The sequence below is a fragment of the Chryseobacterium sp. Bi04 genome (assembly GCF_918698085.1).
In the GTDB taxonomy this organism is placed as follows: domain Bacteria; phylum Bacteroidota; class Bacteroidia; order Flavobacteriales; family Weeksellaceae; genus Chryseobacterium.
The window spans coordinates 298983-323902 of sequence record NZ_CAKKLP010000003.1 but is presented as its reverse complement, the minus strand read 5'-3'; the positions used below and the strand labels follow the sequence as shown (position 1 = coordinate 323902).

At 35.8% G+C, this 24920-nt stretch carries 23 protein-coding genes; 13 read left to right on the top strand and 10 right to left on the bottom strand.

Annotated elements, in window-relative coordinates; all coding sequences use genetic code 11:
• Positions 1-21 precede the first annotated feature (21 nt).
• From LQV47_RS07730 to pdhA, 4 genes are all read right to left on the bottom strand, one after another.
• Positions 22-600, bottom strand: a complete 579-nt coding sequence (locus LQV47_RS07730) for a murein L,D-transpeptidase catalytic domain-containing protein (protein WP_230035545.1) — start codon at positions 598-600, stop codon at positions 22-24.
• Positions 601-614: 14 nt separating this feature from the next.
• Positions 615-1283, bottom strand: a complete 669-nt coding sequence (locus tag LQV47_RS07725) for an ABC transporter ATP-binding protein (RefSeq protein WP_047495625.1) — start codon at positions 1281-1283, stop codon at positions 615-617.
• Positions 1284-1395: 112 nt separating this feature from the next.
• On the bottom strand, positions 1396-3003 hold the full coding sequence (locus LQV47_RS07720; RefSeq protein WP_230035543.1) for a 2-oxo acid dehydrogenase subunit E2: 1608 nt from the start codon (positions 3001-3003) through the stop codon (positions 1396-1398).
• A gap of 98 nt (positions 3004-3101) precedes the next feature.
• The gene (gene pdhA, locus LQV47_RS07715; protein ID WP_230035542.1) at positions 3102-4103 is read right to left on the bottom strand and encodes a pyruvate dehydrogenase (acetyl-transferring) E1 component subunit alpha; all 1002 of its coding nucleotides are present in this window, start codon (positions 4101-4103) and stop codon (positions 3102-3104) included.
• A gap of 125 nt (positions 4104-4228) precedes the next feature.
• Here pdhA and LQV47_RS07710 point away from each other — a divergent pair, with 125 nt between their 5' ends.
• From LQV47_RS07710 to LQV47_RS07700, 3 genes are read left to right on the top strand one after another with little or no spacing between them, the layout of a single operon-like run.
• Positions 4229-4831 carry a phosphatase PAP2 family protein gene (locus LQV47_RS07710; protein WP_230035540.1) on the top strand — a complete coding sequence of 201 codons (603 nt, stop codon included), beginning with the start codon at positions 4229-4231 and terminating at the stop codon, positions 4829-4831.
• Between the two features lie 8 nt (positions 4832-4839).
• Complete coding sequence (locus LQV47_RS07705) at positions 4840-5331, top strand: BlaI/MecI/CopY family transcriptional regulator (RefSeq protein ID WP_230035538.1); 492 nt, start codon at positions 4840-4842, stop codon at positions 5329-5331.
• Positions 5332-5343: 12 nt separating this feature from the next.
• Complete coding sequence (locus LQV47_RS07700) at positions 5344-7107, top strand: DUF4153 domain-containing protein (protein ID WP_230035536.1); 1764 nt, start codon at positions 5344-5346, stop codon at positions 7105-7107.
• 39 nt (positions 7108-7146) lie between these two features.
• Here LQV47_RS07700 and LQV47_RS07695 read toward each other — a convergent pair whose 3' ends face one another.
• Entirely contained in the window at positions 7147-7521 is a 375-nt protein-coding gene (locus LQV47_RS07695; protein ID WP_209799804.1) for an RNA-binding protein, read from the bottom strand.
• A 579-nt stretch (positions 7522-8100) separates the two neighbouring features.
• Here LQV47_RS07695 and LQV47_RS07690 point away from each other — a divergent pair.
• The 9 genes from LQV47_RS07690 (at position 8101) to LQV47_RS07650 (ending at position 18417) form a co-directional block, all read left to right on the top strand.
• Positions 8101-8496: a hotdog domain-containing protein gene (locus LQV47_RS07690; protein ID WP_230035534.1), complete on the top strand. Its 396-nt coding sequence runs from the start codon at positions 8101-8103 to the stop codon at positions 8494-8496.
• Positions 8493-9053 carry an AraC family transcriptional regulator gene (locus LQV47_RS07685; protein ID WP_230035532.1) on the top strand — a complete coding sequence of 187 codons (561 nt, stop codon included), beginning with the start codon at positions 8493-8495 and terminating at the stop codon, positions 9051-9053. Before LQV47_RS07690 ends, LQV47_RS07685 begins: the two co-directional genes overlap by 4 nt.
• A gap of 264 nt (positions 9054-9317) precedes the next feature.
• Positions 9318-12170: a heavy metal translocating P-type ATPase gene (locus tag LQV47_RS07680; RefSeq protein ID WP_230035530.1), complete on the top strand. Its 2853-nt coding sequence runs from the start codon at positions 9318-9320 to the stop codon at positions 12168-12170.
• A 4-nt stretch (positions 12171-12174) separates the two neighbouring features.
• Positions 12175-12900 carry a DUF72 domain-containing protein gene (locus LQV47_RS07675; protein ID WP_230035528.1) on the top strand — a complete coding sequence of 242 codons (726 nt, stop codon included), beginning with the start codon at positions 12175-12177 and terminating at the stop codon, positions 12898-12900.
• A 310-nt stretch (positions 12901-13210) separates the two neighbouring features.
• Positions 13211-14071 carry a polysaccharide deacetylase family protein gene (locus LQV47_RS07670; protein WP_230035527.1) on the top strand — a complete coding sequence of 287 codons (861 nt, stop codon included), beginning with the start codon at positions 13211-13213 and terminating at the stop codon, positions 14069-14071.
• Positions 14072-14147: 76 nt separating this feature from the next.
• Complete coding sequence (locus LQV47_RS07665; RefSeq protein ID WP_230035525.1) at positions 14148-14807, top strand: YggS family pyridoxal phosphate-dependent enzyme; 660 nt, start codon at positions 14148-14150, stop codon at positions 14805-14807.
• A gap of 56 nt (positions 14808-14863) precedes the next feature.
• Positions 14864-16048 (top strand): sigma-54 dependent transcriptional regulator, encoded by a 1185-nt coding sequence (locus LQV47_RS07660; RefSeq protein ID WP_230035523.1) that lies wholly within the window; start codon positions 14864-14866, stop codon positions 16046-16048.
• Between the two features lie 94 nt (positions 16049-16142).
• Positions 16143-17504, top strand: coding sequence for an MATE family efflux transporter (locus LQV47_RS07655; RefSeq protein ID WP_230035521.1), 1362 nt, complete (start codon positions 16143-16145; stop codon positions 17502-17504).
• An 85-nt stretch (positions 17505-17589) separates the two neighbouring features.
• A complete protein-coding gene (locus LQV47_RS07650) occupies positions 17590-18417 on the top strand; it encodes a GLPGLI family protein (RefSeq protein WP_230035519.1) in 828 nt (275 codons plus the stop codon).
• A 126-nt stretch (positions 18418-18543) separates the two neighbouring features.
• Here LQV47_RS07650 and LQV47_RS07645 read toward each other — a convergent pair whose 3' ends face one another.
• Together LQV47_RS07645 and LQV47_RS07640 are read right to left on the bottom strand one after the other, a co-directional pair.
• Positions 18544-19047: a GNAT family N-acetyltransferase gene (locus tag LQV47_RS07645; protein ID WP_230035518.1), complete on the bottom strand. Its 504-nt coding sequence runs from the start codon at positions 19045-19047 to the stop codon at positions 18544-18546.
• Positions 19048-19516: 469 nt separating this feature from the next.
• Complete coding sequence (locus LQV47_RS07640) at positions 19517-20080, bottom strand: Crp/Fnr family transcriptional regulator (protein WP_230035516.1); 564 nt, start codon at positions 20078-20080, stop codon at positions 19517-19519.
• 76 nt (positions 20081-20156) lie between these two features.
• Between LQV47_RS07640 and LQV47_RS07635 the strand changes: the two genes are divergently transcribed.
• The gene (locus tag LQV47_RS07635) at positions 20157-20846 is read left to right on the top strand and encodes an HAD family hydrolase (RefSeq protein ID WP_230035514.1); all 690 of its coding nucleotides are present in this window, start codon (positions 20157-20159) and stop codon (positions 20844-20846) included.
• Positions 20847-20920: 74 nt separating this feature from the next.
• Here LQV47_RS07635 and LQV47_RS07630 read toward each other — a convergent pair whose 3' ends face one another.
• The 3 genes from LQV47_RS07630 to era all read right to left on the bottom strand — a co-directional run bounded on the left by LQV47_RS07630 (position 20921) and on the right by era (position 24839).
• Positions 20921-23323 (bottom strand): prolyl oligopeptidase family serine peptidase, encoded by a 2403-nt coding sequence (locus LQV47_RS07630; protein ID WP_230035512.1) that lies wholly within the window; start codon positions 23321-23323, stop codon positions 20921-20923.
• Between the two features lie 144 nt (positions 23324-23467).
• Positions 23468-23896, bottom strand: coding sequence for a DoxX family protein (locus LQV47_RS07625; RefSeq protein ID WP_230035510.1), 429 nt, complete (start codon positions 23894-23896; stop codon positions 23468-23470).
• 67 nt (positions 23897-23963) lie between these two features.
• A complete protein-coding gene (gene era, locus LQV47_RS07620) occupies positions 23964-24839 on the bottom strand; it encodes a GTPase Era (RefSeq protein ID WP_230035508.1) in 876 nt (291 codons plus the stop codon).
• Positions 24840-24920: the final 81 nt, after the last annotated feature.

The following is a 24920-nucleotide window of genomic DNA, read 5'->3' as shown; positions in this document are numbered from 1 at the left end:
TTATGATTTATAAATGATACACTAGTAAAATGCATATAAAATAATGGGCTGTTTTGATTGGTCAATATATTTTGCACTTTCATTAAAAGCATTTACAGAAAGCATGGGACATCCCAGACTTAAACATGCCGGATTCTGAGATTCTCTATCCGGCACACATCCGTAAGAATGGAGTACAATTGCCCTTTGCATGGCATTACTATTGGTTGTATCCAAACCTTTTAAACGGTATGCTTTTCCAAATTTCCCGACATAGCTCTCCCGAATTTCATATTTTCCTAATGAAGACTGGTAAGATCCCTCGGTATTACTGAACTGTAAAGCGCTCGAATGGGAAATAGCAGAACCTGAACCATGCGACACAATAGCTTTTTGTACTACCTTATCTTTTTTTAAATCATAGATAAAGTAACGATATTTTCCGGAATGTATTTTAAAATTGATAAAAACAGCCAGTTCCTGATTATAATTTTTTCCTTTGAGATAGCTTTTAATCTCAGAAATTTTAGACTGAGGAACTCCGGATATATTCAACTGCTGCGATTCAGCTTTTGAACAGGAGATCAATAGTATAAAAAGAAATATAAAGTGTTTCATCATTTGGCTGGCATCTGCTATTCTATAATCATTCCGTCTTTCATAACAAGTTTACGGTCTGTTATTTCAGCAAGATTCGGGTTATGGGTTACAATAACAAATGTCTGGTTATATTTATCTCTCAAATCAAAAAACAGCCTGTGAAGGTCATCTGCATTTTTTGAATCCAGGTTACCTGTTGGCTCATCTGCAAAAATAATTTTGGGTGAATTGATCAATGCTCTGGCCACAGCTACCCTTTGAGCTTCACCACCGGAAAGCTGATTGGGCTTGTGGTGCAGCCTCTGTTCTATCTTTAGGTCTTCAAATAAAGCATGCGCCTTATCAAGAGCTTCTTTTTCGTTAGCTCCGGCAATTTTGGTAGGAAGCAAAACATTTTCCAAAGCCGTAAACTCAGGAAGGAGCTGATGAAACTGAAATACAAAGCCAATATTCTGGTTTCTGAATTTAGAAAGCTGCTTATCATTCATATTGATAAATGATTCTCCTGCTATGGCAATTTCAGTATCATATTTAGATGAAGCAGTAGGATGATCCAACGTTCCTAAAATCTGCAACAATGTAGATTTACCGGCACCCGATTCCCCAACAATAGAGACTACTTCTCCCATTTTGATGTGAATATCAACTCCTTTCAACACTTCTAAATTCCCATAAGACTTATGGATATTTCTTGCTTTAATCATGATTCAAAAATAGTAACATATTGTTGATTTTACAACAAATTGTTACAACATTATTGGTAGTAAAACAAAAAAACCTCCAAAGCGGGAGGTTTTTGTATATACAGTTTAGAAATTACAGTAACAATGTTAATGGATTTTCTAAATATGTTCTTAATGTCTGTAAGAATTGAGCACCTGTAGCCCCATCCACTACTCTATGGTCACATGCCAATGATAGCTTCATTGTGTTTCCTACTACAATCTGACCGTCCTTAACAATTGGTTTTTCAATAATTGCGCCTACGGATAGAATAGCAGAGTTGGGTTGGTTGATAATACTTGTAAATGTTTCGATTCCGAACATTCCCAGGTTGGAAATAGAGAATGTAGATCCTTCCATTTCGTTCGCTTTAAGACCTTTATTCTTAGCTCTTGAAGCCATATCTTTTACAGATGCAGAAATCTGAGTATAGCTCATCTGATCTGTATTTTTCAATACAGGAACCACTAATCCGTCAGGAATCGCTACGGCTACCCCCACATTGATATTTCCTCTGTGGATGATCTTATCACCTGCCCAGCTTGAATTTACCTGAGGGTGTTTTCTTAAAGCAATCGCTGTTGCTTTAATGATCATATCATTGAATGAAATTTTAGTATCCGGTAAAGAATTGATCTCCTGTCTAGCTACAATAGCTTTATCCATATTGATCTCAACCATCAGATAATAATGAGGTGCAGAGAATTTACTTTCAGAAAGACGTTTCGCAATGATATTTCTTACCTGTGAGTTTGGAGTCTCCGTATCTTCTCCCTGAACGAAGTTTACTGCCACTTGAGCAGCAGCACTTGCAGCCGGAGCTGAAGCAGCTGGCTTCGCCTGAGATGGCTGATAGCTTTCAATATCTTTTTTAACGATTCTTCCATTTTCTCCAGAACCCTGAACGCTGTTGATATCAACACCTTTGTCCTGAGCCATTTTTTTAGCTAATGGAGAAATTGCAACTCTGTCGGAAGATGAAGAATCTGCAGCCGGAGCAGCTTTTTCTTCTGTTTTAGTTTCCGCTTTTTGTTCAGCAGGTTTTTCTGATGACTGAGCAGCAGCTTTTGGAGCTCCTACAGCTGAAACATCTGTTCCTGCAGGGCCAATCATTACTAATACGGAATCTACCGGAGCGGCACCACCTTCTTCTACACCCTGCTTCAATAATACTCCATTGAATTCAGATTCGAAATCCTGAACCGCTTTATCTGTTTCAATTTCAGCAAGAAGATCTCCTTCTTTTACTGTATCTCCTACATTTTTGTGCCACTTAGCTACTTTACCTTCTGTCATAGTATCAGAAAGTCTTGGCATTGTAATAATCTCTACTCCTGCCGGAACTTCTGCAGCAGGTTCAGCAGCAACCGGAGCTTCTGACTTAGGCTGTTCTTCTGATTTTTTTTCTTCAGAACCTGCACTGGAAGCAGCTGCTCCATCTGTTAATCCTGAAATATCTTCTCCTTCATTACCGATAATCGCCAAAACAGAGTCTACAGCAGCAGCATCTCCTTCTTGTACACCCACGTATAAAAGAGTTCCTTCTATTTCAGATTCGAAATCCTGAACTGCTTTATCAGTTTCAATTTCGGCTAAAATATCGCCTTCTTTTACTTTGTCGCCTACTTTTTTATGCCATTTTGCCACTTTACCTTCCGTCATAGTATCAGAAAGGCGGGGCATCGTAATTACTTCTGCCATAATTTTTTTATAATTTGAAAATTTAGCAATCTGAAAATTTGATTGGAGCCATGAGGATCTCTACTGTTTTTCAAATCTTCAGATTAACCTATTATCTTTTAGTTTTCTAATTTATCTAAGAACGGGTAATTCTCCTGAGCATATACATACTCATAGATTTTGTCTGCATCCGGATATGGAGAGTTTTCCATGAACTCAATACATTCGTCCACAAAATCTCTTGATTTGTTATCCATCACTTCCAATTCTTCTTCCGTAGCCCATCCGTTTGATAAAATTCTGTGTTTTACCAATTCGATAGGGTCATCATTTTTGTGTACAGCCACCTCTTCTTTTGATCTGTAAGGCTCCGCATCAGACATAGAGTGTCCTCTGTAACGGTAAGTTCTTGCTTCAATGAATGTTGGTCCGTCTCCTCTTCTTGCTCTTTCAATTGCTTCATAAGCAGCTTCAGCTACTTTTTCAGGATCCATTGCATCTACAGCAAGACAAGGCATTTCATATCCTAATCCTAGCTTGTAGATATCTTCGTGGTTGGCAGTTCTTTTTACAGAAGTTCCCATTGCATACTGGTTGTTTTCCACAACAAATACTACAGGAAGTTTCCAGTTCATTGCCATGTTAAATGTTTCATGTAATGAGCCTTGTCTTGCTGCCCCATCTCCAAAGAAACAGATATTTACAGCTTTTCTGTCAAAATATTTATCTGCAAAAGCAATACCAGCTCCTAAAGGAATCTGTCCTCCTACAATACCATGACCTCCATAGAAACGGTGTTCTTTACTGAAAATGTGCATAGAACCACCCATACCTCCGGAAGTACCTGTTGCTTTACCGCAAAGTTCCGCCATGATTCTCTTAGGATCTACTCCCATCGCCATTGGATGGATATGGCATCTGTAAGCAGTAATCATACTGTCTTTCGTTAAATCCATTGCATGCGTGAATCCGGCAGGGATTGCTTCCTGACCGTTGTACAAATGTAAAAAGCCTCTGATCTTTTGTTTTAGATAAAGAGAACGGCATTTGTCTTCAAACCTTCTCCACATTGTCATATCTTCATACCACTTCAGGTATACCTCTTTAGAAAATTCTTTCATGTGTTAGCTCTTGCTTTTTTATGATGAAATAGTTGAGCAAAATTATGAAAAAAACTTTGTTTTTATTGTATACATATCAATTGTTTTTTTGGTTATAGTATTATATTTGAATTTTAAACTTAAACATGGAAGAAAAGAACTCTTCATTGACGCACAAAATCTCAAAGATCATCTCTGATTTTTTCAATCCTTTGGTCTCACTTTTTATCTTTTTCATCTATATGAGTGTACAGTCATATACACTAAAAGATTCCTTATTATACTTCGTGCCTATCTTATTGATGATTATGCTACCTGTCATTATCTGGCTGGTATGGAATGTAAAAACGGGAAGGTACACCAATATGGATGTTTCGAACCGGGTACAGAGAAAAACATTATATATATTTATTGCGGTCTGCGTACTTGTCTATCTTCTTTTTAATTATCTCAGAAACGGATATATTGACTTCATCATGCTGTTTATCCTTATTCTTCTTTTCGCTTTGCAGATCAGTAACCTTTATATTAAAAGTTCCATGCATACAGCTTTCAATGTATTTGTAGCAGCTTTGTTTTTCTCATTAAACTGGAAGCTGGGGATTCTGTGGCTGGGGATTGCTGCTTTGGTGGGAATTACAAGAATCATTCTAAAAAGGCACACCATTAAAGAAGTATTTATGGGCGCAGGAATAGCATTTTTAATATCTTTTATCTATCTTTATTGCAATATACAATTTCAACATTAGAAGAATATATGAAAATAAATCATCTTACTGCCGCGGAGGAAAACTTTATGAAGCTGTTTTGGAAGTTGAATTCCTTTTATCTTAAGGATGTTATGGAACAGCATCCGGAACCCAAACCACACCAGAACACCGTTTCTACTTATTTAAAAATATTAGTTGAAAAAGGCTATTTGTCTACTGTAAAGGAAGGCAGGATTTTTAAATATTCAGTACTTGTTCCTTTTGAAGAATATAAAAAATTTCTGTTGAAAGAACTTTCCCATCACTTTTTTAATGATTCCGGAAAAGAGATTCTGGAATTTTTAATGAATGAAAAGCTAATCTCCCAGAATGATCTGAAAGGGTATTTCGATCTTAAAATTGAAATAAAACCTACCAAAGTAGAAGAGCCGAAATTTGAGGTCGCTGATGAAATTTTAAGTCCTAAAAAAGAGAAAAAAACAAAAGTAAAAGAAAAGGATAAAGAAAAAGACAAAAAGAAAAAGAAGAAAAAAATATAAATACTATGGCCTATGAAAACAAAATTTCTTGAGATAACAGGAAAAGCCAAAGAAGTTATATTGCGTTATCCGATGGTTCTCTTCATGGCTCTGTTAACTTCTGTTGGTGCTATTTATTTATATGAGACCACAAGGTCAAGAAATGATTCTTTCACATGCTATATGTTCACTATTTGTTCCGGTCTGGGAATATCATTGATGTTTGCATTGAAAATACTTTCCCAACGGATAGGAAAACGTTATCTACTAGAATTAGCAGGAGTTATTGGTCTGATAGGATTATTTTTTATACTACCTGGTAACAAGAAAGATTTTACTGAAGTCTATGGATACATCATTGCTGTAGCATTCATTCTTTCTCACCTGCTGGTTTCTTTTGTAGCCTTTTTAAATAAGGATAGGGAGCTTAATTTCTGGCAGTATAACAAAAACCTATTTGTTAATATCGTACTTACGGCTATATTCACAGGAGTCCTTACCGCCGGAGTAGAACTGGCTATTTTAGCCATTGACAAACTCTTTGATTTTCAGTTTAATGATAGAGTTTACTTTGATGTATTCTTTTTTCTGGCTATTGCCGGAAGCTGTCTCATTTTTCTGATTTTTAATGAAAGAGGTTTACCCGACCTTGAAAAAGACAGCAAATATCCTGTTGTTTTAAAATTCTTCACCCAGTTTATTCTGATTCCGCTTCTTTGTATCTATGCCGTTATTCTTTATTTTTATTCACTTAAAATACTGATCAACGGGGAGCTTCCAAGAGGTTGGGTTTCTTATCTGATTCTGGCTTACAGTATTGTAGGAATTCTTGCTTTACTGCTTGTACATCCATTAAAAGAAGATCATATAAGATCTTGGGTTAAGGTATTTTCAAGATTATTTTATTATACTGTTATCCCTCTGGTAATTCTGCTTTTTGTTGCTATTTTCACCAGACTTCTAGAATATGGGTATACAGAGCCAAGGTATTTTGTTTTACTCCTGGCTGTATGGCTGACAAGTTTAATTGTTTATTTCATTGTCATCAAAAAGCCGAGCATAAAATTTATTCCTGTAAGCTTATTTATATTTGGAGCCTTTTCACTGGTATTTCCTTATCTAAATGCTTTTAGCGTCGCAAAAAGAAGCCAGAAAAGTGAACTCATGAAGCTTTTAAATGAAAATAACTTACTCACAAATAATACAATAGATTTCAATAAAAAGATATCAGATGCTGTGATTGATAAAATGGCATCACAGTTTGAGTTTTTAATACAAAGAAAACAGGAAGGTTTTTTACTTAATCTTGTTGATCCTACAATGCGGGGCAAATTGTTGAAAGATTTTGAAGAACCTTATTACTGGGCAATCAATAACAGCCTGAGAAATTCTTTTACTTATGCCGACAAACATGCCACAGCACTTGCCTATGAGCAATTGACACTGGAGTCAGAAACAGAGGTAGTGAACATTGAAACCTATCGGTATTTAATAAAATTCCAAAGCTATGGCCAGGAATCAAAAGAAATCAGCGGAGATCTGTTTCTTATTGATAACAAGACTGAAAAGATCAAAGTAATCCTGAACTCAAAAGAAGAAGTAGATTTTACTCCGGCTATTGATAAGCTATTTAAAGATAATATCCGTACAGGTGAAACTATAAAATTAAAAGAAGTGGCTGTAGAAAGTGATCTGGGTAAATATCATGTTAAGATTATTTTCCCTACTGTCACAAAACAAAAAAGTGCGAGAAATATTTACTATAATGATGCTGTATTGCTGATCAAAGAAAAATAAAGACATAAAAAAAGCGGCTTAAAAGCCGCTTCATATTTTTTACCAACGTTTTCCACCGCCGTTTCCTCCGCGATCACCTCCGCCACGGTTATTTCCGTAGCTTCCGCTTCCACCACCTCTGTTGTTTCCATAACCACCACCTCTGTTGTTATCGAAACTTCTTCTTGGCTTCTCTTCTCTAGGTTTAGCTTCAGATACGTTAAGCTCTTTTCCGTTGAATTCTTTCTGATTAAGAGCTTCGATAGCCTGCTGTCCTTCTTCATCACCCATCTCTACAAAACCGAAACCTCTTGAACGACCAGTTTCTCTGTCTGTAACGATTTTAGCTGATGATACATCACCAAATTCTGCGAATAGATCATGCAACTCATACTCTTTAGTTGCGTAATTGATGTTTGAAACAAAAATGTTCATTTTAAATAAAATTAAAAAATTAATAAAAATTTGGTATATAAAAGAAAAGCAACATAAATTAATGAACAAATATTGATTCCAAATATAAACGAATGCAAGATACAATAAAAAATCTAAAATCAAAATATTTTTTACCTGCCTTCTTTTTTCAAATATCTTTTATAATTTATTTTAATTGAAAAGCAATAAATTATTATCGTTTTACGATATTTATTTATAAAAATACAAATATAAGTTAAAATTAGTTAACATAATAATTGATGCCAATAGGATTCATTTTTTGAGGGAATTAATTTTCATTTTCACTTAAATAAAACCATCTTCTCCGGCTAATTAGAGCAATAATAATCAATCTGAACATAATAATAGTAAAAACTAATATGTCATAACCCTATTTTCCAAGAACCAAAGTCTTTTTATATGTTAAAAATTATGAAAAATAAAGGCTATTAAGGATATTCTCAGCCTCAAAAATAAAAATGATTGAGAAAATGAATGGTCTTCTTTCGATCAATAAATATCATTCTTTTGAAAAGCCCGGTTTTAAACATTAAATTTGCAAAACAAATTATTAGAATTATGAACTACCATACCAGAAAATGGGTAAAACCTGAAGATTTGAATCCCAATCATTCTCTTTTCGGAGGAAGACTTTTACAGTGGATTGATGAAGAAGCTGCCTTATATGCAATTATTCAGTTGGAAAACACAAAAGTAGTCACAAAATTCATCTCCGAAATTAATTTTGTAAGCTCTGCAAAACAGGGAGATATCATAGAAATAGGCATAGAAGCTATCCACTTCGGTTCTTCTTCTGTCACTCTTAAATGTGATGTCCGAAACAAGATGACCCATCAAACAATTATTACGGTTGATAAAATTGTAATGGTGAATCTTGATCAGGATGGAAACCCTGCTCCTCACGGTAAAACTCAGATTGAATTTGTAAAAGACAGATTAAACAGCAGTTTATGATCATTTTCATAAAAAACATGGTCTGCAACAGATGTATTTCTGCGGTTGAAGATATCTTCAGCAAGGCTGATGTGAAAATAAGCTCCGTTATATTGGGCGAAGTGGAAACTGAAACTGAAATACCAGCTGACAAAATGAAGACCATTGAAAAAGAGCTGCTTGAAACCGGTTTTGAGAGAATTATGGATTCAGCTCATCAACTGATTGAAAAAATCAAAAATCTTATCATTGTAAAGGTCAGTGAACTTGACATTGCTGATAATTTTTTGCTTTCCGAATTTTTAAGTTCAAAGCTCCATAAAGATTACAGTGCTCTTTCCAAAACGTTTTCACAAAACGAAAACATTACCCTGGAGCAATTCTTTATTCTCCAAAAAATTGAAAAAGTAAAAGAACTCCTTTTATATAATGAATTCAATCTTACCGAGATTGCGGGAAAATTGGGCTATAAAAGCGTTCAGCACCTCTCTACCCAATTTCGGAACAGCACTGGTTTTACCCCCACTGAATTTAAAAAACTGAAAGATCATCACAGAAAACCTCTGGATAGTCTTTAGTAAGTTTGAGTGTGAGTGCTGGAAGGTTTTAGCATCATAAGAATATAAGCAGTATTCGAATAATTACATTTCATATTTATATGGATAAAGTTTTCCTATTTGTCTTTTTATAAGAAAACACATCCTTCCTCTTACTCTAATACTCTCTCACCCTAATTCTCTCCCACTCTAAAACCCTCTAACCAAATTTTATAACTATTATCCTTAAATTTATAACAGCATTATTCTTCCTTTTTGGAAATTTGTAATATAAATTTAAGAATCATGGAACAACAGTATAAAATACTCGGAATGACCTGTTCAGGCTGCCAGAAAAAGATTTCCAATCAACTGAACAGCATAGAGGGTGTGAAAGCCGATGTAAACCTGGAGAACAATACAGCAACAATCTCCTCTGATCACAGCGTTGAACTGTCTGTTTTGAATAATGCTTTAGCCGAAATAGGAAAATATAAACTTGAAGATCCAAATAATCCGGACAAGGCTTTTGTAAAGCCCCAGGATCGCATATCTCCATCTTCAGTATATTATTGCCCGATGGAATGTGAAGGCGATAAAGTATATTTCAAACAGGGGGAAAGGTGTCCTGTATGCAAGATGTATTTAGTTCCTATTGAAGAAAAACTGGCAAAAGATCCCAATCACAAGCCAACCTACTCCTCCACTCACCTTCCGGACAATTTCAAAACCAGCATTGGAAAACATTATTGTCCGATGTTCTGCGAAGGCGACAAAGTATATGATGAAAAAGGCGATTGTCCGGTATGCCATATGCATTTAGAAGAAATCACTGAGGATCTTGTAAAAAATGCAGATACCCACAGCCATCATCACTCCCACACTCATGATCACAGCGATCACCATGCAGCTCCTGCAGTGACGGATGAAATGGCAGGAAAATACTATTGCCCCATGTATTGTGAAGGTGATAAAACTTATGATTCTAACGTAGGTTGCCCTGTATGTGGAATGGATCTGGTAAAATATCCTGAGAAGAAAACAGCTAAATATACCTGTCCTATGCATCCTGAAATCATTCGTGATGAACCCGGAGACTGCCCTATTTGCGGAATGGACCTGGTAAGAATGCCAGACAGCGGAGATGATGAGGAAGATGAAACCTATACTCTGTTAAAAAGGAAATTTATTACTTCATTGGCATTTACCATCCCTGTTTTCATCCTTTCAATGGGTGGAATGTTTATTAATTTTCCTTTTTCCCATCAGGTTCAGGGATTTATTGAACTGGCTTTGACACTTCCCGTTATGTTTTATTCCGGGTGGTTCTTGCTGAAAAGAGGCTGGGTTTCTTTCAAAACATGGAACCTCAATATGTTCAGTCTTATTGCACTGGGAGTGGCAGCAGCATTTATATTCAGTATTACAGCATTAGCTTTCCCAGATATCATCCCGCATGAAATCCGTGGACATAATCATGAAATCCCATTATATTTCGAAGCTGTCTGTGTCATTTTAACATTGGTTATTTTAGGACAGTTGATGGAAGCAGCAGCTCATAAGAAAACAGGAAATGCCATTAAAGAATTAATGAACCTGTCACCGGATGAAGCTAACCTTATCATCAATGGTGAAGAGAAAAAAGTCTTGCTTTCTCAGGTAAAAATCGGAGACTTGCTAAAAGTAAAACCCGGCGAAAAAATTCCGGTTGACGGAAAAATTACAGAAGGGAGCTCTATTGTAGATGAAAGCATGATTACGGGAGAGCCTGTTCCTGTGGAAAAAAGTGTTGATGATAAAGTTTCTTCGGGAACCATCAATGGAAATCAGGTATTCATTATGAAAGCTGAAAAAGTGGGTGACGAAACTCTTCTTTCACAAATCATTAAAATGGTAAATGAAGCCAGCAGAAGCAAAGCACCTATCCAGAAGCTTACTGATAAAGTTTCAAAAGTATTTGTTCCTGTAGTGATTCTTATTGCTGTACTTACCTTTTTTCTATGGCAGTTTTTTGGTCCGGAAGGAAAAAGAAGTCTATTTGCTTTCGTAAATGCTGTGGCCGTTCTAATTGTAGCTTGTCCGTGTGCTCTTGGACTGGCAACCCCTATGTCTCTGATGGTAGGAATAGGGAAAGGAGCTAAGAGTGGCATCCTGATCAAAAATGCAGAAGCACTGGAACAAATGAATAAGGTAAATGTTCTGATCACTGATAAAACAGGAACTTTAACGGAAGGAAAACCTTCTTTGGAACATATTGAGACCGTAAACAGCGAAGACAAAAATCAAATCTTACAGTTGGCATTTTCGCTCAACCAAAATTCTGAACACCCTTTATCCAATGCGGTTATAAAAAGAGCAAAAGAAGAAAATATTGCTGCTGAAAAAGTAGATCAGTTTGAAAATATTTCGGGAAAAGGAGTGAAAGGGAATATCAATGGGAAGACAGCTTACCTTGGAAACGAGAACCTTCTCGCTTCACACCAGATTATGATTCCTGATAGTTTAAAACAAAAAGCAATAGAAGTACAGTCAAAAGCACATACCATTTCTTATATTGCACAGGATCAAAAAGTATTGGGCTTTATAAGCTTTACAGATAAAATAAAACTAAGCTCCAAAAAAGCAGTTGAAAGACTGATGAGTGAAGGAATTGATGTTATGATGATGACCGGAGATAATGAGCACACAGCCAAGGCAGTGGCTGATGAGCTGGGAATCAAACATTTTAAGGCCAACTGTCTTCCTGAGGATAAGCTGAATGAAGTAAAAAAACTGCAGCAAGAGGGAAAAATCGTTGCCATGACCGGTGACGGAATTAATGACTCTCCTGCCCTTGCCCAATCCAATGTAGGAATTGCTATGGGAACAGGAACGGACGTCGCTATAGAAAGTGCAGAAATTACACTGCTCAAAGGAGACATCCTGGGCGTAGCAAAAGCTAAGCTGCTAAGCGAAAAGCTCCTTAAAAACATTAAAGAAAATTTATTCTTTGCATTTATCTATAATGTATTGGGAGTTCCGGTAGCGGCAGGATTATTGTATCCATTCTTTGGAATTCTGTTATCACCTATGATTGCAGCTGCGGCCATGAGCATCAGTTCCTTATCTGTGATTCTGAATTCATTGAGGCTAAACTCCGTAGATCTGGATATAAAATAATATCATGAAAAAAGAAAATCTTTACATTGGATGCTCAGGATTTTATAATAACGACTGGAAAGGGTCGCTGTATCCTGAAAATGCACCAAGTAAAGATTTTCTTTCTTTATATGCCGGGGCTTTTAATGCTGTAGAGATCAACTCCACATTTTATAGGATTCCAACGGCTAAAACTCTTTTAAAATGGTATGAGGACGCCCCTGATCTGTTTAGGTTCTTTATTAAGATACCAAAAGCCATCACCCATCAGAAACGGCTTACAGAATCAAAAGAGGATATTGTCAACTTCTGTACTCATATTCAAAACAGCCTAAAGGATAAGCTTTCCGGTTTTTTATACCAGTTTCCTCCTTCTTTTAAAAATACCCCGGAAAATCTCGACCTGATCGTTAATAATCTTGATTTTAATTTCTTAAATGTTATTGAGTTTCGTCACGAATCATGGTGGCAGAAAGAAATATTTGATTTCTTACAAAATATCAATATTGTATTTTCAGGAGTAAGCTTCCCCGGAAATCTTCCTGAAGAGGTCATCATTAATCATCCTGAAATAATCTATTACAGATTACACGGAAAACCTGTTCTTTATAAGTCTGAGTACAGCAATGACTTTCTTGATCATCTTGCCGCCAGACTTAAGACGGCAAAACAAACAGCCTTTATATTCTTCAACAATACCTGGGGAACTTCCGCTATTAAAAATGCAATGTATTTAAAAGAGATTTTATAACAATACTTTTTAATTTTTTCACCGGTATAACGATATCAATTTGTTAAAGTTAAATAATTCCCCATAACAGGAAGAATTATTTAACTTCAATGAAAATAGAGAAACTCTATCGTTTTCGTATTTATAAATTTTAAAAACAAATAAAACAAAATCATAAACTTACAATCAATGGATTAATGGAAATATGCTTTAAAATAAAGTTCTTAAAATAACCTTAAAAAGAAAAAACACCTTGAATAATGGCATATAATTTGTTAACTTTTCAGTGTTATTTTTAACGATTTTTAACAATTTAATTTCCATTACCTTTATGAGAAAAATTTTTGCGGGAAAGTCAAAAAACACGACTTTTCTCGGGATGCTTGCATTGATGAGTGCAACTTCGTTTTTATTGAACAGCTGTAACTTCAAGAATGATGTGAATGAAAAGCTCAATTCACAAGAACATCCTACCGCGGAAATAGTCCCCACAATAGACGATGAAGATGTAGATTCTGATAAAAGAATTATCTACCTTACCTTTGATGACGGCCCGAACCAGGGCACAGAAAATCTCTTAAAAATCCTGAATAAAAGAAATGTATGTGCTACAGCTTTTCTTGTAGGAAAACATGCCTATGGAAGTAAAAAGCAAAAGGACGATTTTGAACTTTTAAAGCAAAATCCTCTGGTAGAGCTTGCCAATCACAGCTTCAGCCATGCCCACAACAAATACACAGATTTTTACAAGAATACACAGGCAGTGGTACATGATTTCGATATCGCCAAGGATAGCCTTAAACTTCAGGATAAAATTGCCAGAACTCCCGGGAGGAATATCTGGAGACTCAACAATATTAACGTAACTGATATTAAAAGTTCTACTCTAGCTGCAAACGGGCTTAAAAATGCCGGCTATAAAGTTATCGGATGGGACCTGGAATGGAGACCTTCTCAAAAAATGACTTTAAAAGGGAGCCATGAAGCCATGCTAAAAAAAGTAGACAGCATCTTCCTTAATGATCTTGAAAAAACTTCAAGACACCTTGTTTTTCTCACTCACGATCAATACCTTAGAGATACTGATTCTATCAACGAATTAGATCTGTTTATTGAAAAACTGCAGAAAAGCAACAAATTCGTTTTCAGAAAGATTTCACAATATCCGAAGATCAATGAAGTATTGAATTAATGTTTTTTACAGAAAGTATCATCTAAAATTAATCTATAGGCAGCAACTGTCAAGTAAATTTCGGAAATTTGCATTTATGAGCATTAAAGAAAATTATCAGATTATAAAAGACCGGCTTCCGGAAGGTGTACAGCTGGTTGCTGTTTCCAAAACACATCCTGTTTCAGCCATACAGGATGTTTATGATTTGGGGCAAAAAGTATTTGGAGAAAATAAAGTTCAGGAACTGATGGAAAAATCCCCTTTACTTCCTGATGATATTCAGTGGCATCTGATTGGGCATTTACAGACCAATAAAGTAAAATATATCGCTTCTTTTATAGACACTATACAAAGCGTGGATTCTGAAAAATTATTAGCCGAAATTGATAAAGAAGCCAGAAAAAATAACAGAATAATCAAAATTTTGCTGCAGGTAAAAATTGCCGCTGAAGACAGCAAATTCGGACTTGAAATTCATGAGGCTGAAAACCTGTTTAAAAAGTATATTGATGGCCATTTTTCTCATATTGAAATTACCGGTTTAATGGGTATGGCAACTTTTACTGATGATGAACAACAGGTGAGAAAAGAATTTTTAATCCTAAAGGGCCTTTTTGATGAATTAAATAAACTAAAAACATTAAAAACCTTATCAATGGGTATGAGTGATGATTTCCCGGTAGCTATTGAATGTGGTGCCAATTCAGTGAGGGTTGGATCGGCTATTTTTGGGAGAAGAGATTATTCAAAATAGAATTTTTAGGTACAGTTTTTGCTAATAATTGAAACAAAAAATTTAAATTTGCAACTATGCAAAAAATCCTTATAGTAGAAGACGAAAAAGCAATCTCGGGAGTACTTCACAGTATTCTTTCTGATGAACTTACCGAATACGAATTTGTTATCGCTGAAGATGGCCTTGAAGGCTACAAGCAGGTAGAAAAAGAAGATTTCGCTTTAGTGATTTCTGATATTAAGATGCCTAAGCTTTCAGGAACCGAACTTTTGAAACAGAGTCTCGCCTTAAAGCCTGAAACTACTTTTATCATGATCTCAGGTCACGCAGATATTGATTCTGCTGTTTCCTGCCTTAGAGAGGGTGCATACGACTTCATTTCCAAACCTATTGACATCAACAGACTGATCACCAGTGTAAAAAATGCGTTGGTAAAGGAAACCCTGAAGAAAGAAAATAAAAATCTTCAGACGGAGAACAAGACATTAAAGAGAAAAGTAAATAAAAAGTATCAGATGATCGGAACCTCTCCTGCTTTGCAGAAGATTCAGGATATGATCGAAAAAGTAGCCGTTTCTGATGCCAGAGTACTTATTACCGGACCTAATGGTGCCGGAAAAGAACTGGTAGCCCACGCTATTCACAACCAAAGTGAGCGTGCAAGAGGTCCAATGATTGAGGTAAACTGTGCTGCTATTCCTTCTGAGCTTATTGAATCTGAACTTTTCGGACACGTAAAAGGATCTTTTACCGGTGCTATTAAGGATAAGCAGGGAAAATTTGAACAGGCTAACGGAGGTACTATCTTTTTGGATGAGATTGGCGATATGAGCCTTATTGCTCAGGCGAAAGTACTGAGAGCTCTTCAGGAAAGCAAAGTTTCTCCTGTAGGAAGTGATAAGGAAATAAAAGTTGACGTAAGAGTAATTGCGGCAACCAATAAAAACATGCAGAAAGAAATTGAGGAAGGAAAGTTCAGAGAAGACCTTTACCACAGACTTTCTGTTATTGAAATTTACGTTCCACCATTGGACGAAAGAAAAGAAGACATCAAATTATTAGTTGATCATTTCTCCGGTATGATTGCCGATGAACACGGTACTGCTGTGAAAAAATTTGATGACAAAGCTGTTGAAGCGTTAAAAGCGCTTTCATGGACTGGAAATATCAGAGAGCTAAGGAATGTGGTGGAGAGGTTAATTATTCTTGGTGGAAACACTGTTTCTGAAAGTGACGTTGCAAGTTTTGTAAGGAAATAATTGAATTATTATTTACAATATATAAAAATTTGCAGTATCGGTACTGCAAATTTTTTTTTGACTTGAATATAAACTATATGAATCTTAAAATATTATGAATTTTTTAAACAAAAAATATACGAAAGAATGCCTGACTCTGGCTCTTCCTGTCATGCTGACCCAGGTAGGGCAAGTCTCAGTAAATTTATTTGACAATATCATTGTCGGACAACTTTTGGGAGCGGATGCACTAGCCTCTGTTTCATTAGGAAATGCCGTATTTTTCTCAATCTTTGTACTGGCACTTGGATTTTCATTTGCTATACCTCCATTGGTATCGGAAGCACATTCAAAACAGGATCATGCAACCATTAATTCTGTTTTCAGTCATGGATTTGTGATCAATATGTCCGTAGGAATTATCCTGATGGTGGTCTTACTTCTGGCAATGCCACTACTCTATCATTCCGGGCAGCCTGCAAAGATCATCCCAGATACTGTAGACTTCTTAAGTATTATGGTCATCAGTATGATCCCATTTATGGCTTTCCAGACTCTTCGTGAGGTTTCTGAAGGGCTGTCCTATACAATTGGGGTTACCAAGGCTACCATCATTGCCAATATCATCAATATTGCTTTGAACTATGTATTTATCAAGGGACTTTGGGGACTTCCTCCAATGGGCGTAAAAGGATCTGCTCTGGCAACACTGATTTCCAGAATCTTTATGGTTGTGTTTCTTTATTTTGTATTGGTTAAAGAAGAAAGAACCAGACGTTATATCAAAGATTTTTCTTTAAAAATCCAGGATTTCTCAAAGAAAATGTTCGATAAAATGATAAAACTAGGCTTGCCAACTGCTTTACAGATGTTCTTTGAAGTAACGGCTTTTGCCGGGGCAGCTTTCATCTGTGGACTTATTTCTGCTCATGATATTGCTTCACACCAGATTGCACTCAGCATGGCTTCATTTACCTTCAACTTATGTGTAGGTTTCAGTGTTGCTTCTACGGTAATGATCGGACGAAAACTTGGTGAACAGAACTTTGTGGAATTAAGAAAAGTGGGAATTAATAATTTAAAGATCGCTTTTATTTTTATGTGCATCTGCGGACTGGTCTTTATTTTAGGAAGAAATATACTGCCTACTTTCTTTACTAAAAAAGAAGAAGTGGAAGTGATTACCCTGGCCTCAAAGCTAATGATCATTGCCGCTTTATTCCAGCTTTCTGATGGAATACAGGTAACGGCACTGGGAATGCTGAGAGGGTTACAAGACGTTAAAATACCTTCTATTTACACCTTTATAGCGTATTGGGTCATTACTATTCCTTTAGGGTATTTCTTTTGTGTAACGTTAGAAATGGGAGCTTTCGGAATGTGGATTGCTCTGGGATTAGGCTTAACGGTATCTGCCGTCTTCCTAGTCAAACGATTTTTAAATATGTCTGCGAAAAGAGTTAAGCAGAATACCTAAATAAAACGTATTAATACATCAACGCAGGGCTTAAAGCTCTGCGTTTTTATTAGATTTTATTACATTTGCCTCCTAATTAATTATCATGAAAAAAATAGTATTCCTGCTTGCTTTATCCGCAGGATCTTTTTACCAGGGGCAAACCAATAGATTCACCTATGAACTTCAGTACCGGAAAGATGCTTCAGAAGAATACAGAAAAAATATGATGAATCTGGATATCAATCCAAAATCTGTTACATTTTATGATAAAACCTTTGCCGATTATGACTCTATAAATAAACAGGCTCATGAAGCCATTTCCCGCTACAGTACAAAAACCGACCAGGTCATCGAAAGAAAACCCGATTCTTTCAAAAACAAATGGTACAGAGACTTTTTTGATTATTTTGTTGTAGAAACAAATGATGAAATGAAATGGAAGCTGCTGCAGGAAACCCAGCAATACAACGGCTATACACTTCAGAAAGCTACCACAGATTTTGGAGGCAGAACCTGGAACGCCTGGTTCTCCAATGATGTGAATATCAAGGAGGGTCCTTATAAATTCCGTGGACTTCCGGGGTTGATCTTTATCCTGGAAGATACCGACAAAAATTTTGTATACAAGCTGATCAACAATAAGAAACTTGATACAGATTATGACACCAGAGAATTTGTGGAAACCCATTATGGAAAGCCTGCTATTCCTATAACGAACGAAAAGTTCAATACATATATTGCAGATATTTACCAAAATCCTACGAGAATGTTTTCAGAAAATATAAAAAACGGTCAGAAAGCAACCTTTAAAAATGAAAGTATAGAATCTATTGAAGAACTTAATAAGAAAAAAGAGATGCTTCAGAAAGGCATCAAAGGACGATATATCTATATTGAAAAGGATAAAGAACCGGTATTCAAAAGTAAATAATACTTTATCTAAAGAAGTAACTCCATTATAAAACAAAATCAGTTGTTTCTTACTAAAAAAAACAACTGATTTTACTTGATATACTTAAGGATTGTTTTCTCAAAGATTTTTGACTATTGTCAATATTTATCCAATCTTTTTCCCAAGAATCTTTAAACTTCTTTCGATTCCATCCAGAACGGCTACGTTGGGAAGGGTTCCCCAATCTTCAAATCCGAAGTGCCGGAATAGCTTTAGACTGGGTTCGTTATGAAGGAATATAAGCGCCACCAGATTATGAACTCCGAATTTTCCGGCATTATCAATACAATACTGAAGGATTGTTTTTCCATAGCCTTTCCCTCTGCAGCTTTCATCCAGATAAATGCTTACCTCTACCGTTCCGCTGTACGCAGCTCTTTCATGGAATGAACTGAAACTTACCCATCCTATGACCTGGTCTTCAGAATCTTCAACGATCCAAAGTGGTCTTGTTTCAGGGTTATGCTCCTCAAACCATTCTTGCTTACTTTCCACAGATACTTTTTCCATATCTGCAGTTACCATTTTTGAAGCAATTGTTGAATTGTAGATGGCTACAATTTTATTTAAATCAGCCCTCTCAGCATTTCTGAACTTTAATTTTTCCATGGATATCGATTCAACTTTTTCAACACAAAAATAATAAATTTTAAAAACACCCCTTAACAAATAGAGCATTTTTTATAAATTTTATGTTTAAATAGAACAAGCCCCTACTATTCAACATGGACCTCAAAATAATAAGCCTGTTTAAACTAATTAAAAATTGAGTCACAAAGCTGAGTGAAACGTTATAAACACTTTAGTTTATTTTAAGTGTAAACTGATTGAAAATAAAAAGTACACTTAAGCAAAAAATCTTTGATTTTTTTAAAACTTACGTGAGCATTAATGAGATTGTTTTCAAAACTTTATTAAGCTTAAGTGTCAAGAAACTTTGTGACTTTTGACTACGTTGAATCTTCGATTTGTGGTTAAAATAAAACGTGTAAACAAGTACAATATTTTTCAATAATAGAAATCCGTGAAAAAATCAAATATTTTCAGCCAGAATCTACCTATACAGCTTTAGGTTGTTTTATTTCAAATCTTTTAAAATCCTGTTTAAACTTCTCACCGTTATTCCCAGATAAGCTGCCGTGTCTTCTTTAGAAATTTGAATACCTTGTTTCTCCTGCATTTCCATGAGCTGGGTTAAAGTATGTTCTGTGGTATACAGCTGCTGATAAGACGCTCTGCTGGAAGTATTAATAATCCGTTCTGCGAAGGATTCCAACAGTAGGTTATTCAGACGGAGATCATTTTTAATCAAGGACCTGAAAAAAGGAATACCCACTGCATAAACCTCTACTTCTGATAGGGCTTCAACACTGCATAAACAATTGTTATTTTTGATCACCTCTACTTCCCCGATAATTTCTCCGCTTCCCAAAAATTCAACAATATACTCTTTCCCGTTTTCTTCCATTAAAAAACACTTGGCAACTCCTTTTTTAATCAGGATAACGCTGGAGAGCGACTCACCCTGTACCGTTATTTTTTTGCCTCTGGAAAAAGATTTTACGGCAATATGTTCCTTATTCTCCTGTTTTGTGTAAAGATCTTCGAGATAGTTTAAAAATGTATGATTCGTTCTTAACATGCTGATCCGGGACAAATGTCCTTGGTTGATTTATTTTTTATGTTGAATTTTGTCGACAGAAAATTACGAAACTAAAATGAATAATCATATAACAACCATTGCCTTTGATGCCGATGACACCCTATGGATCAATGAACCTTATTTTCAGGAAGCAGAAAAAGAATTCTGTATACTTCTTGAGGACTATTTGCCGCAGCATTCCGTATCTCAGGAACTGTTTAAAACCGAAATGCAAAACCTGCATTTATATGGATATGGGGTAAAGGGATTTATGCTGTGTATGATTGAAACGATAGGCAGAGTTTCAAACAACACCGCTTCCCTGCAATTAGTAAATAAGGCCATTGAGCTGGGTCAGGACCTTTTGCAAAAACCTATTGAACTTTTGGATGGAGTAACGGAAACTCTTGAAAGCTTAAAAGGAAAATACAGACTGGTTGTGGCTACAAAAGGAGATCTTTTGGATCAGGAGCGTAAACTGAAAAATTCAGGATTACAGGAGTTTTTTCATCATATTGAAATCATGAGTGACAAGAAAGAGAATGATTATAAAAAATTACTGAAGCACCTTGACTGCCAGCCGAAGAACTTTTTAATGCTTGGAAATTCTGTAAAATCAGATATTTTACCGGTACTTGAAATTGGAGGATCGGCAGCTCATATTCCTTACCATGTTACCTGGAGCCATGAACAGCATGATCTTCAGCTGGAGCATGAGCATTTTATGGAATTGAAAAGCATTGATGAAATACTTACATACCTGTAGAAAGGTAATCTTCAATCATTATAATGCTTAGTATACATACAAGAAGGCTGTTTTTCAACAGCCTTCTTTTTTTATTATTTCTTCAAACACTTTTCAAGGAACTGATCCTGCTCCCATAAAAGATGTAGGATATTTTCTTTCGCCTGGTATCCATGTGATTCTTTTGGAAGAAGAACCATTTTCACCGGTGCACCCAGATTTTTCAGAGCCTGGAAATATCTTTCTGTCTGTAATGTGAAAGTTCCAGGGTTATTGTCTGCGTCACCATGCACCAAAAGAAGGGGTGTTTTCATTTTATCTGCATTCATAAACGGAGACATGGTATTATAGATCTCCGGAATATCCCAGTAATTTCTCTGCTCACTCTGGAATCCGAAAGGGGTCAGCGTTCTGTTATACGCTCCACTTCTGGCAATACCACAGGCAAAGAGATTGGAATGTGTCAACAGGTTTGCCGTCATGAAAGCGCCATAAGAATGTCCTCCAACAGCCACTTTCTTTTTGTCGATATATCCCAACTGATCTACAACATTGATGGCCGCATCGGCATTGGCTACCAGCTGAGGAATGAAGGTATCATTAGGCTCGGTTTTTCCTTCACCAATGATTGGAAAAGCAGCATCATCCAAAACAGCATATCCTTTTGTTGTCCAGTATACGAAAGAACCGTAATACGGGAATGTAAATTCATTTGGATTCTGGGTATTTTGTCCTGCTGTATTTTTATCTTTATATTCTGTAGGATAAGCCCAAATTAACAGAGGGAGCTTTTCTTTCTTCGCTTTTCTATCGTAGTTTGCCGGTAAATAAAGTGTTCCAGTCAGAGTAACGCCATCATTTCTTTTGTAGGTAATTACTTCTTTATAAACATCTTTAATACTCTCAAAAGGATTGGCAAAATGAGTTACCGTTTCTGTTTTATTGGACTTAATATTCTTTTTAAAATAGTTCGGATAAAGACTTGGCGATTCCTGAGTGGTTAAAATCTCTCCTTTTGAAGGATTAAGAATATCAATAATACTCTCTTTCGCATTTTTAAGGTTGGAGGTATACAGTCTTTTTTTCTTCAGTGATTTCACATCCATTTCATCAATAAACGGATGTTGGCCATCTTTTGTAAATCCGTCACCAATAAGATAAGCTTTACCTCCTTTCAGATCAATAACAGATTTTCCATATTGGTTTTTTACTCTATTAAATTTCCCCGGATCACTGTAGACATCCTGATAATTTCTGTCTTCAATTATTTTGGATTCGTTATTATTAAAATCAACAAGGAAAGATTTTGTATTTCTGGTATCATACCAGCCTTCAGAAACTACGGCATAATGATCATTGGTCCAGTCTACATCTTCATACCTCTGTTTTGTTTTGAAGAATGATTTCGGAGCGGCAGTAAACGGAGCCTCCCACATAAAGATTTCATCTCTGTATTCCGAAGCTTTAGATTGGTCTCCTCCATCAAGTGCCTCAGCAAATACCAATGTCGAAGGGGCATCGCTTCTCCATGACAGGTCTCTTTTTCCTGTTCTTACTGATGAAAAGCCTTTCGGCATAATCTCATTCAGGGGAACTTCATTTACCACTTTTACAGCGCCTCCTTTTATATCGTAAACCGTTGTCGTTATAGGAAATCTGCTTAAAGGAACAATATATGAGAATGGTTTCTTAAGAACTGTTGCCATTAAATAATTTCCATCGGGAGAAAAGCTTAAGCCGGTATACATATCCTGATCTTTTACTTTTTTAAGGCCTCCGTTCAGATCAACACTGTATACTTCAGACGCTGTAAGAACCTCAAAATTCTTTTCATCCTGTGGATTCTTCAAAAGGTCCTGGTATGTTCTGTTCTGAGATACTTTTCCATCGGCTGTAGAAACAATAGGTCCTGTTGGAAGGTCTTTGCCTGAATCAATTAACACAGGCCTGTTTTGAGGAAGGGTTTTGATTAATAAGTTCTGTGAATCATTGTACCATACGTACGGTGATCCTAAGTTGGCATTCAAAATATCTCCGGTAATTTTCTTTGCAGTAGCCGTTTCCATGTCTACAATCCAAAGTTCCACTCCTTTAGCAGTTGTATTGGTAAAAGCCAGTTTTTTTTCATCCGGAGAGAATGAAGTATATGTAATTTTAGCATCTGCCGGTAAATTCTTTACCTGAACCTCATTCTTATCATTAATCTTCCTGATTTTAAGGTTATTCAGGTAATTGGCAGTGCTTGCAATATTGGTAACCGGATTAATCCTTAGTCCGCCCAGTTTCATTTCCTGCTGGCTAAGATCGCTTAGTGTCTTATACGTAGGACGGTACATAAAAACAACCCAGTCTTTTTTGCTGTTCATCAGAACACCGGGTGGCCTATCATAGTCTGCAAGCTTAAGAATTTCTGCAGAGGGTTTTTGATAGGTAATATTTTCCTGTGCATCATAAAAATTGAGAAATGCCAGAAGGCAAATAGTCAGTTTTATCTTCATAAAATCATTTTTTACGAATTTAGTGATTTTAAATAAATTTTTAAACACGAAGTCACAAGATCCTCCATAAATCCCATTATATCGGTACTGGACATAAAAAAAGAGCATTAAACAATGCTCTTTTATATCTTTTTTGAAACCGGCTTACCAATCTGAAGCTCGTTTTCTTTTTTCTATCATATGATCTACTGAAAACTTTCCTGCACCAAATGCTGCTAACAGAAGATACACAGAAAGATAAACAAGACTCAGCTCTCTCTTTTCAAAAGGATCTGCGCCATGAATAAAAAAGCCAGCAACAGCCATTGTAAAGATTAGAAATCCTAAAGAGACTCTTGTGAAAAGCCCTAATATCAGTAATATTGAACAAACAAATTCCGCAAATACCGTAAGAATCAGGGAAATCTGAGGCCCTAATCCTATAAAATCAAAAAACTCAATTTTACCGCCTTCCAATAACATCTGAAGCTTTGGAAATCCATGAGAAAGCATTGCAAAACCTACAAAAACTCTCACTGCAAATAAAACAATATCTTTAAGTATTGAGCTGAAATTTGAATTAGTATAGTTCATTTACTAAAAAATTTAGACTAAGGTAATAAAAATCTTTTAATACAACGGGATTACAGCGTTTTTTAGTCTATCTGTAACCAAAGTTTTTTAAATCTCTGTCATTCTTTCGCCAATCTTTTTTCACTTTTACGAATAAATTAAGGTGAATTTTCTTAGAAAAGAATTTTTCAAGGTCTAATCTTGCTTCAGTCCCCACTTTTTTAATAGCCTCACCTTTATGCCCAATAATAATTCCTTTTTGGGTATCCCTTTCTACATAAATAATAGAATCTATAAAAATAATTCCTTCTTTTTCCTTAAACTGTTCTGTAACCACTTCTACAGAGTAAGGAATTTCTTTATCATAATTCAAAAGAATTTTCTCACGAATAGCCTCATTTACGAAAAACCTTTCCGGCTTATCCGTATACTGGTCTTTATCATAATAAGGTGGATTTTCAGGTAGTAAAGACTTTAATTTAGGTAAAATAATCTCTGTATTGAAAGCATTCAGTGCAGAAATAGGTAGAATCTCCGCTTTCGGAATTTTATTGTGCCAGTCTTCTACTAATTTTTCAAGCCCTTCCTGTGTAGTCTGATCAACTTTATTCAGTAAAAGAAGGACAGGAACAGGAATTTTATTCAGTTTATCTATTAAAAACTCCGAAGGTTCTGCTTTATCGGTAACATCTACAATAAATAGGAAAACATCAGCATCCTGTAAAGAATCCTTTACAAAATCCATCATTTTTTCCTGAAGACCATATTTTGGATCCAATACTCCCGGAGTATCAGAAAATACAATCTGTAGATCCTCTTCATTATAAATCCCAAAAATTCGGTGACGCGTTGTCTGGGCTTTCTGCGTTACAATCGCTAACTTCTCCCCCATCAACTGGTTAAGAAGAGTCGATTTTCCGGCATTGGGCTTTCCAACTATATTTACAAATCCTGCTTTGTGCATAAAAATATTATTACGAACTGCAAAGTTAGTAAAAACAAAATTGGTCTTGGTGTGAATCTCTATATTTAAAAAGAAAAAAGA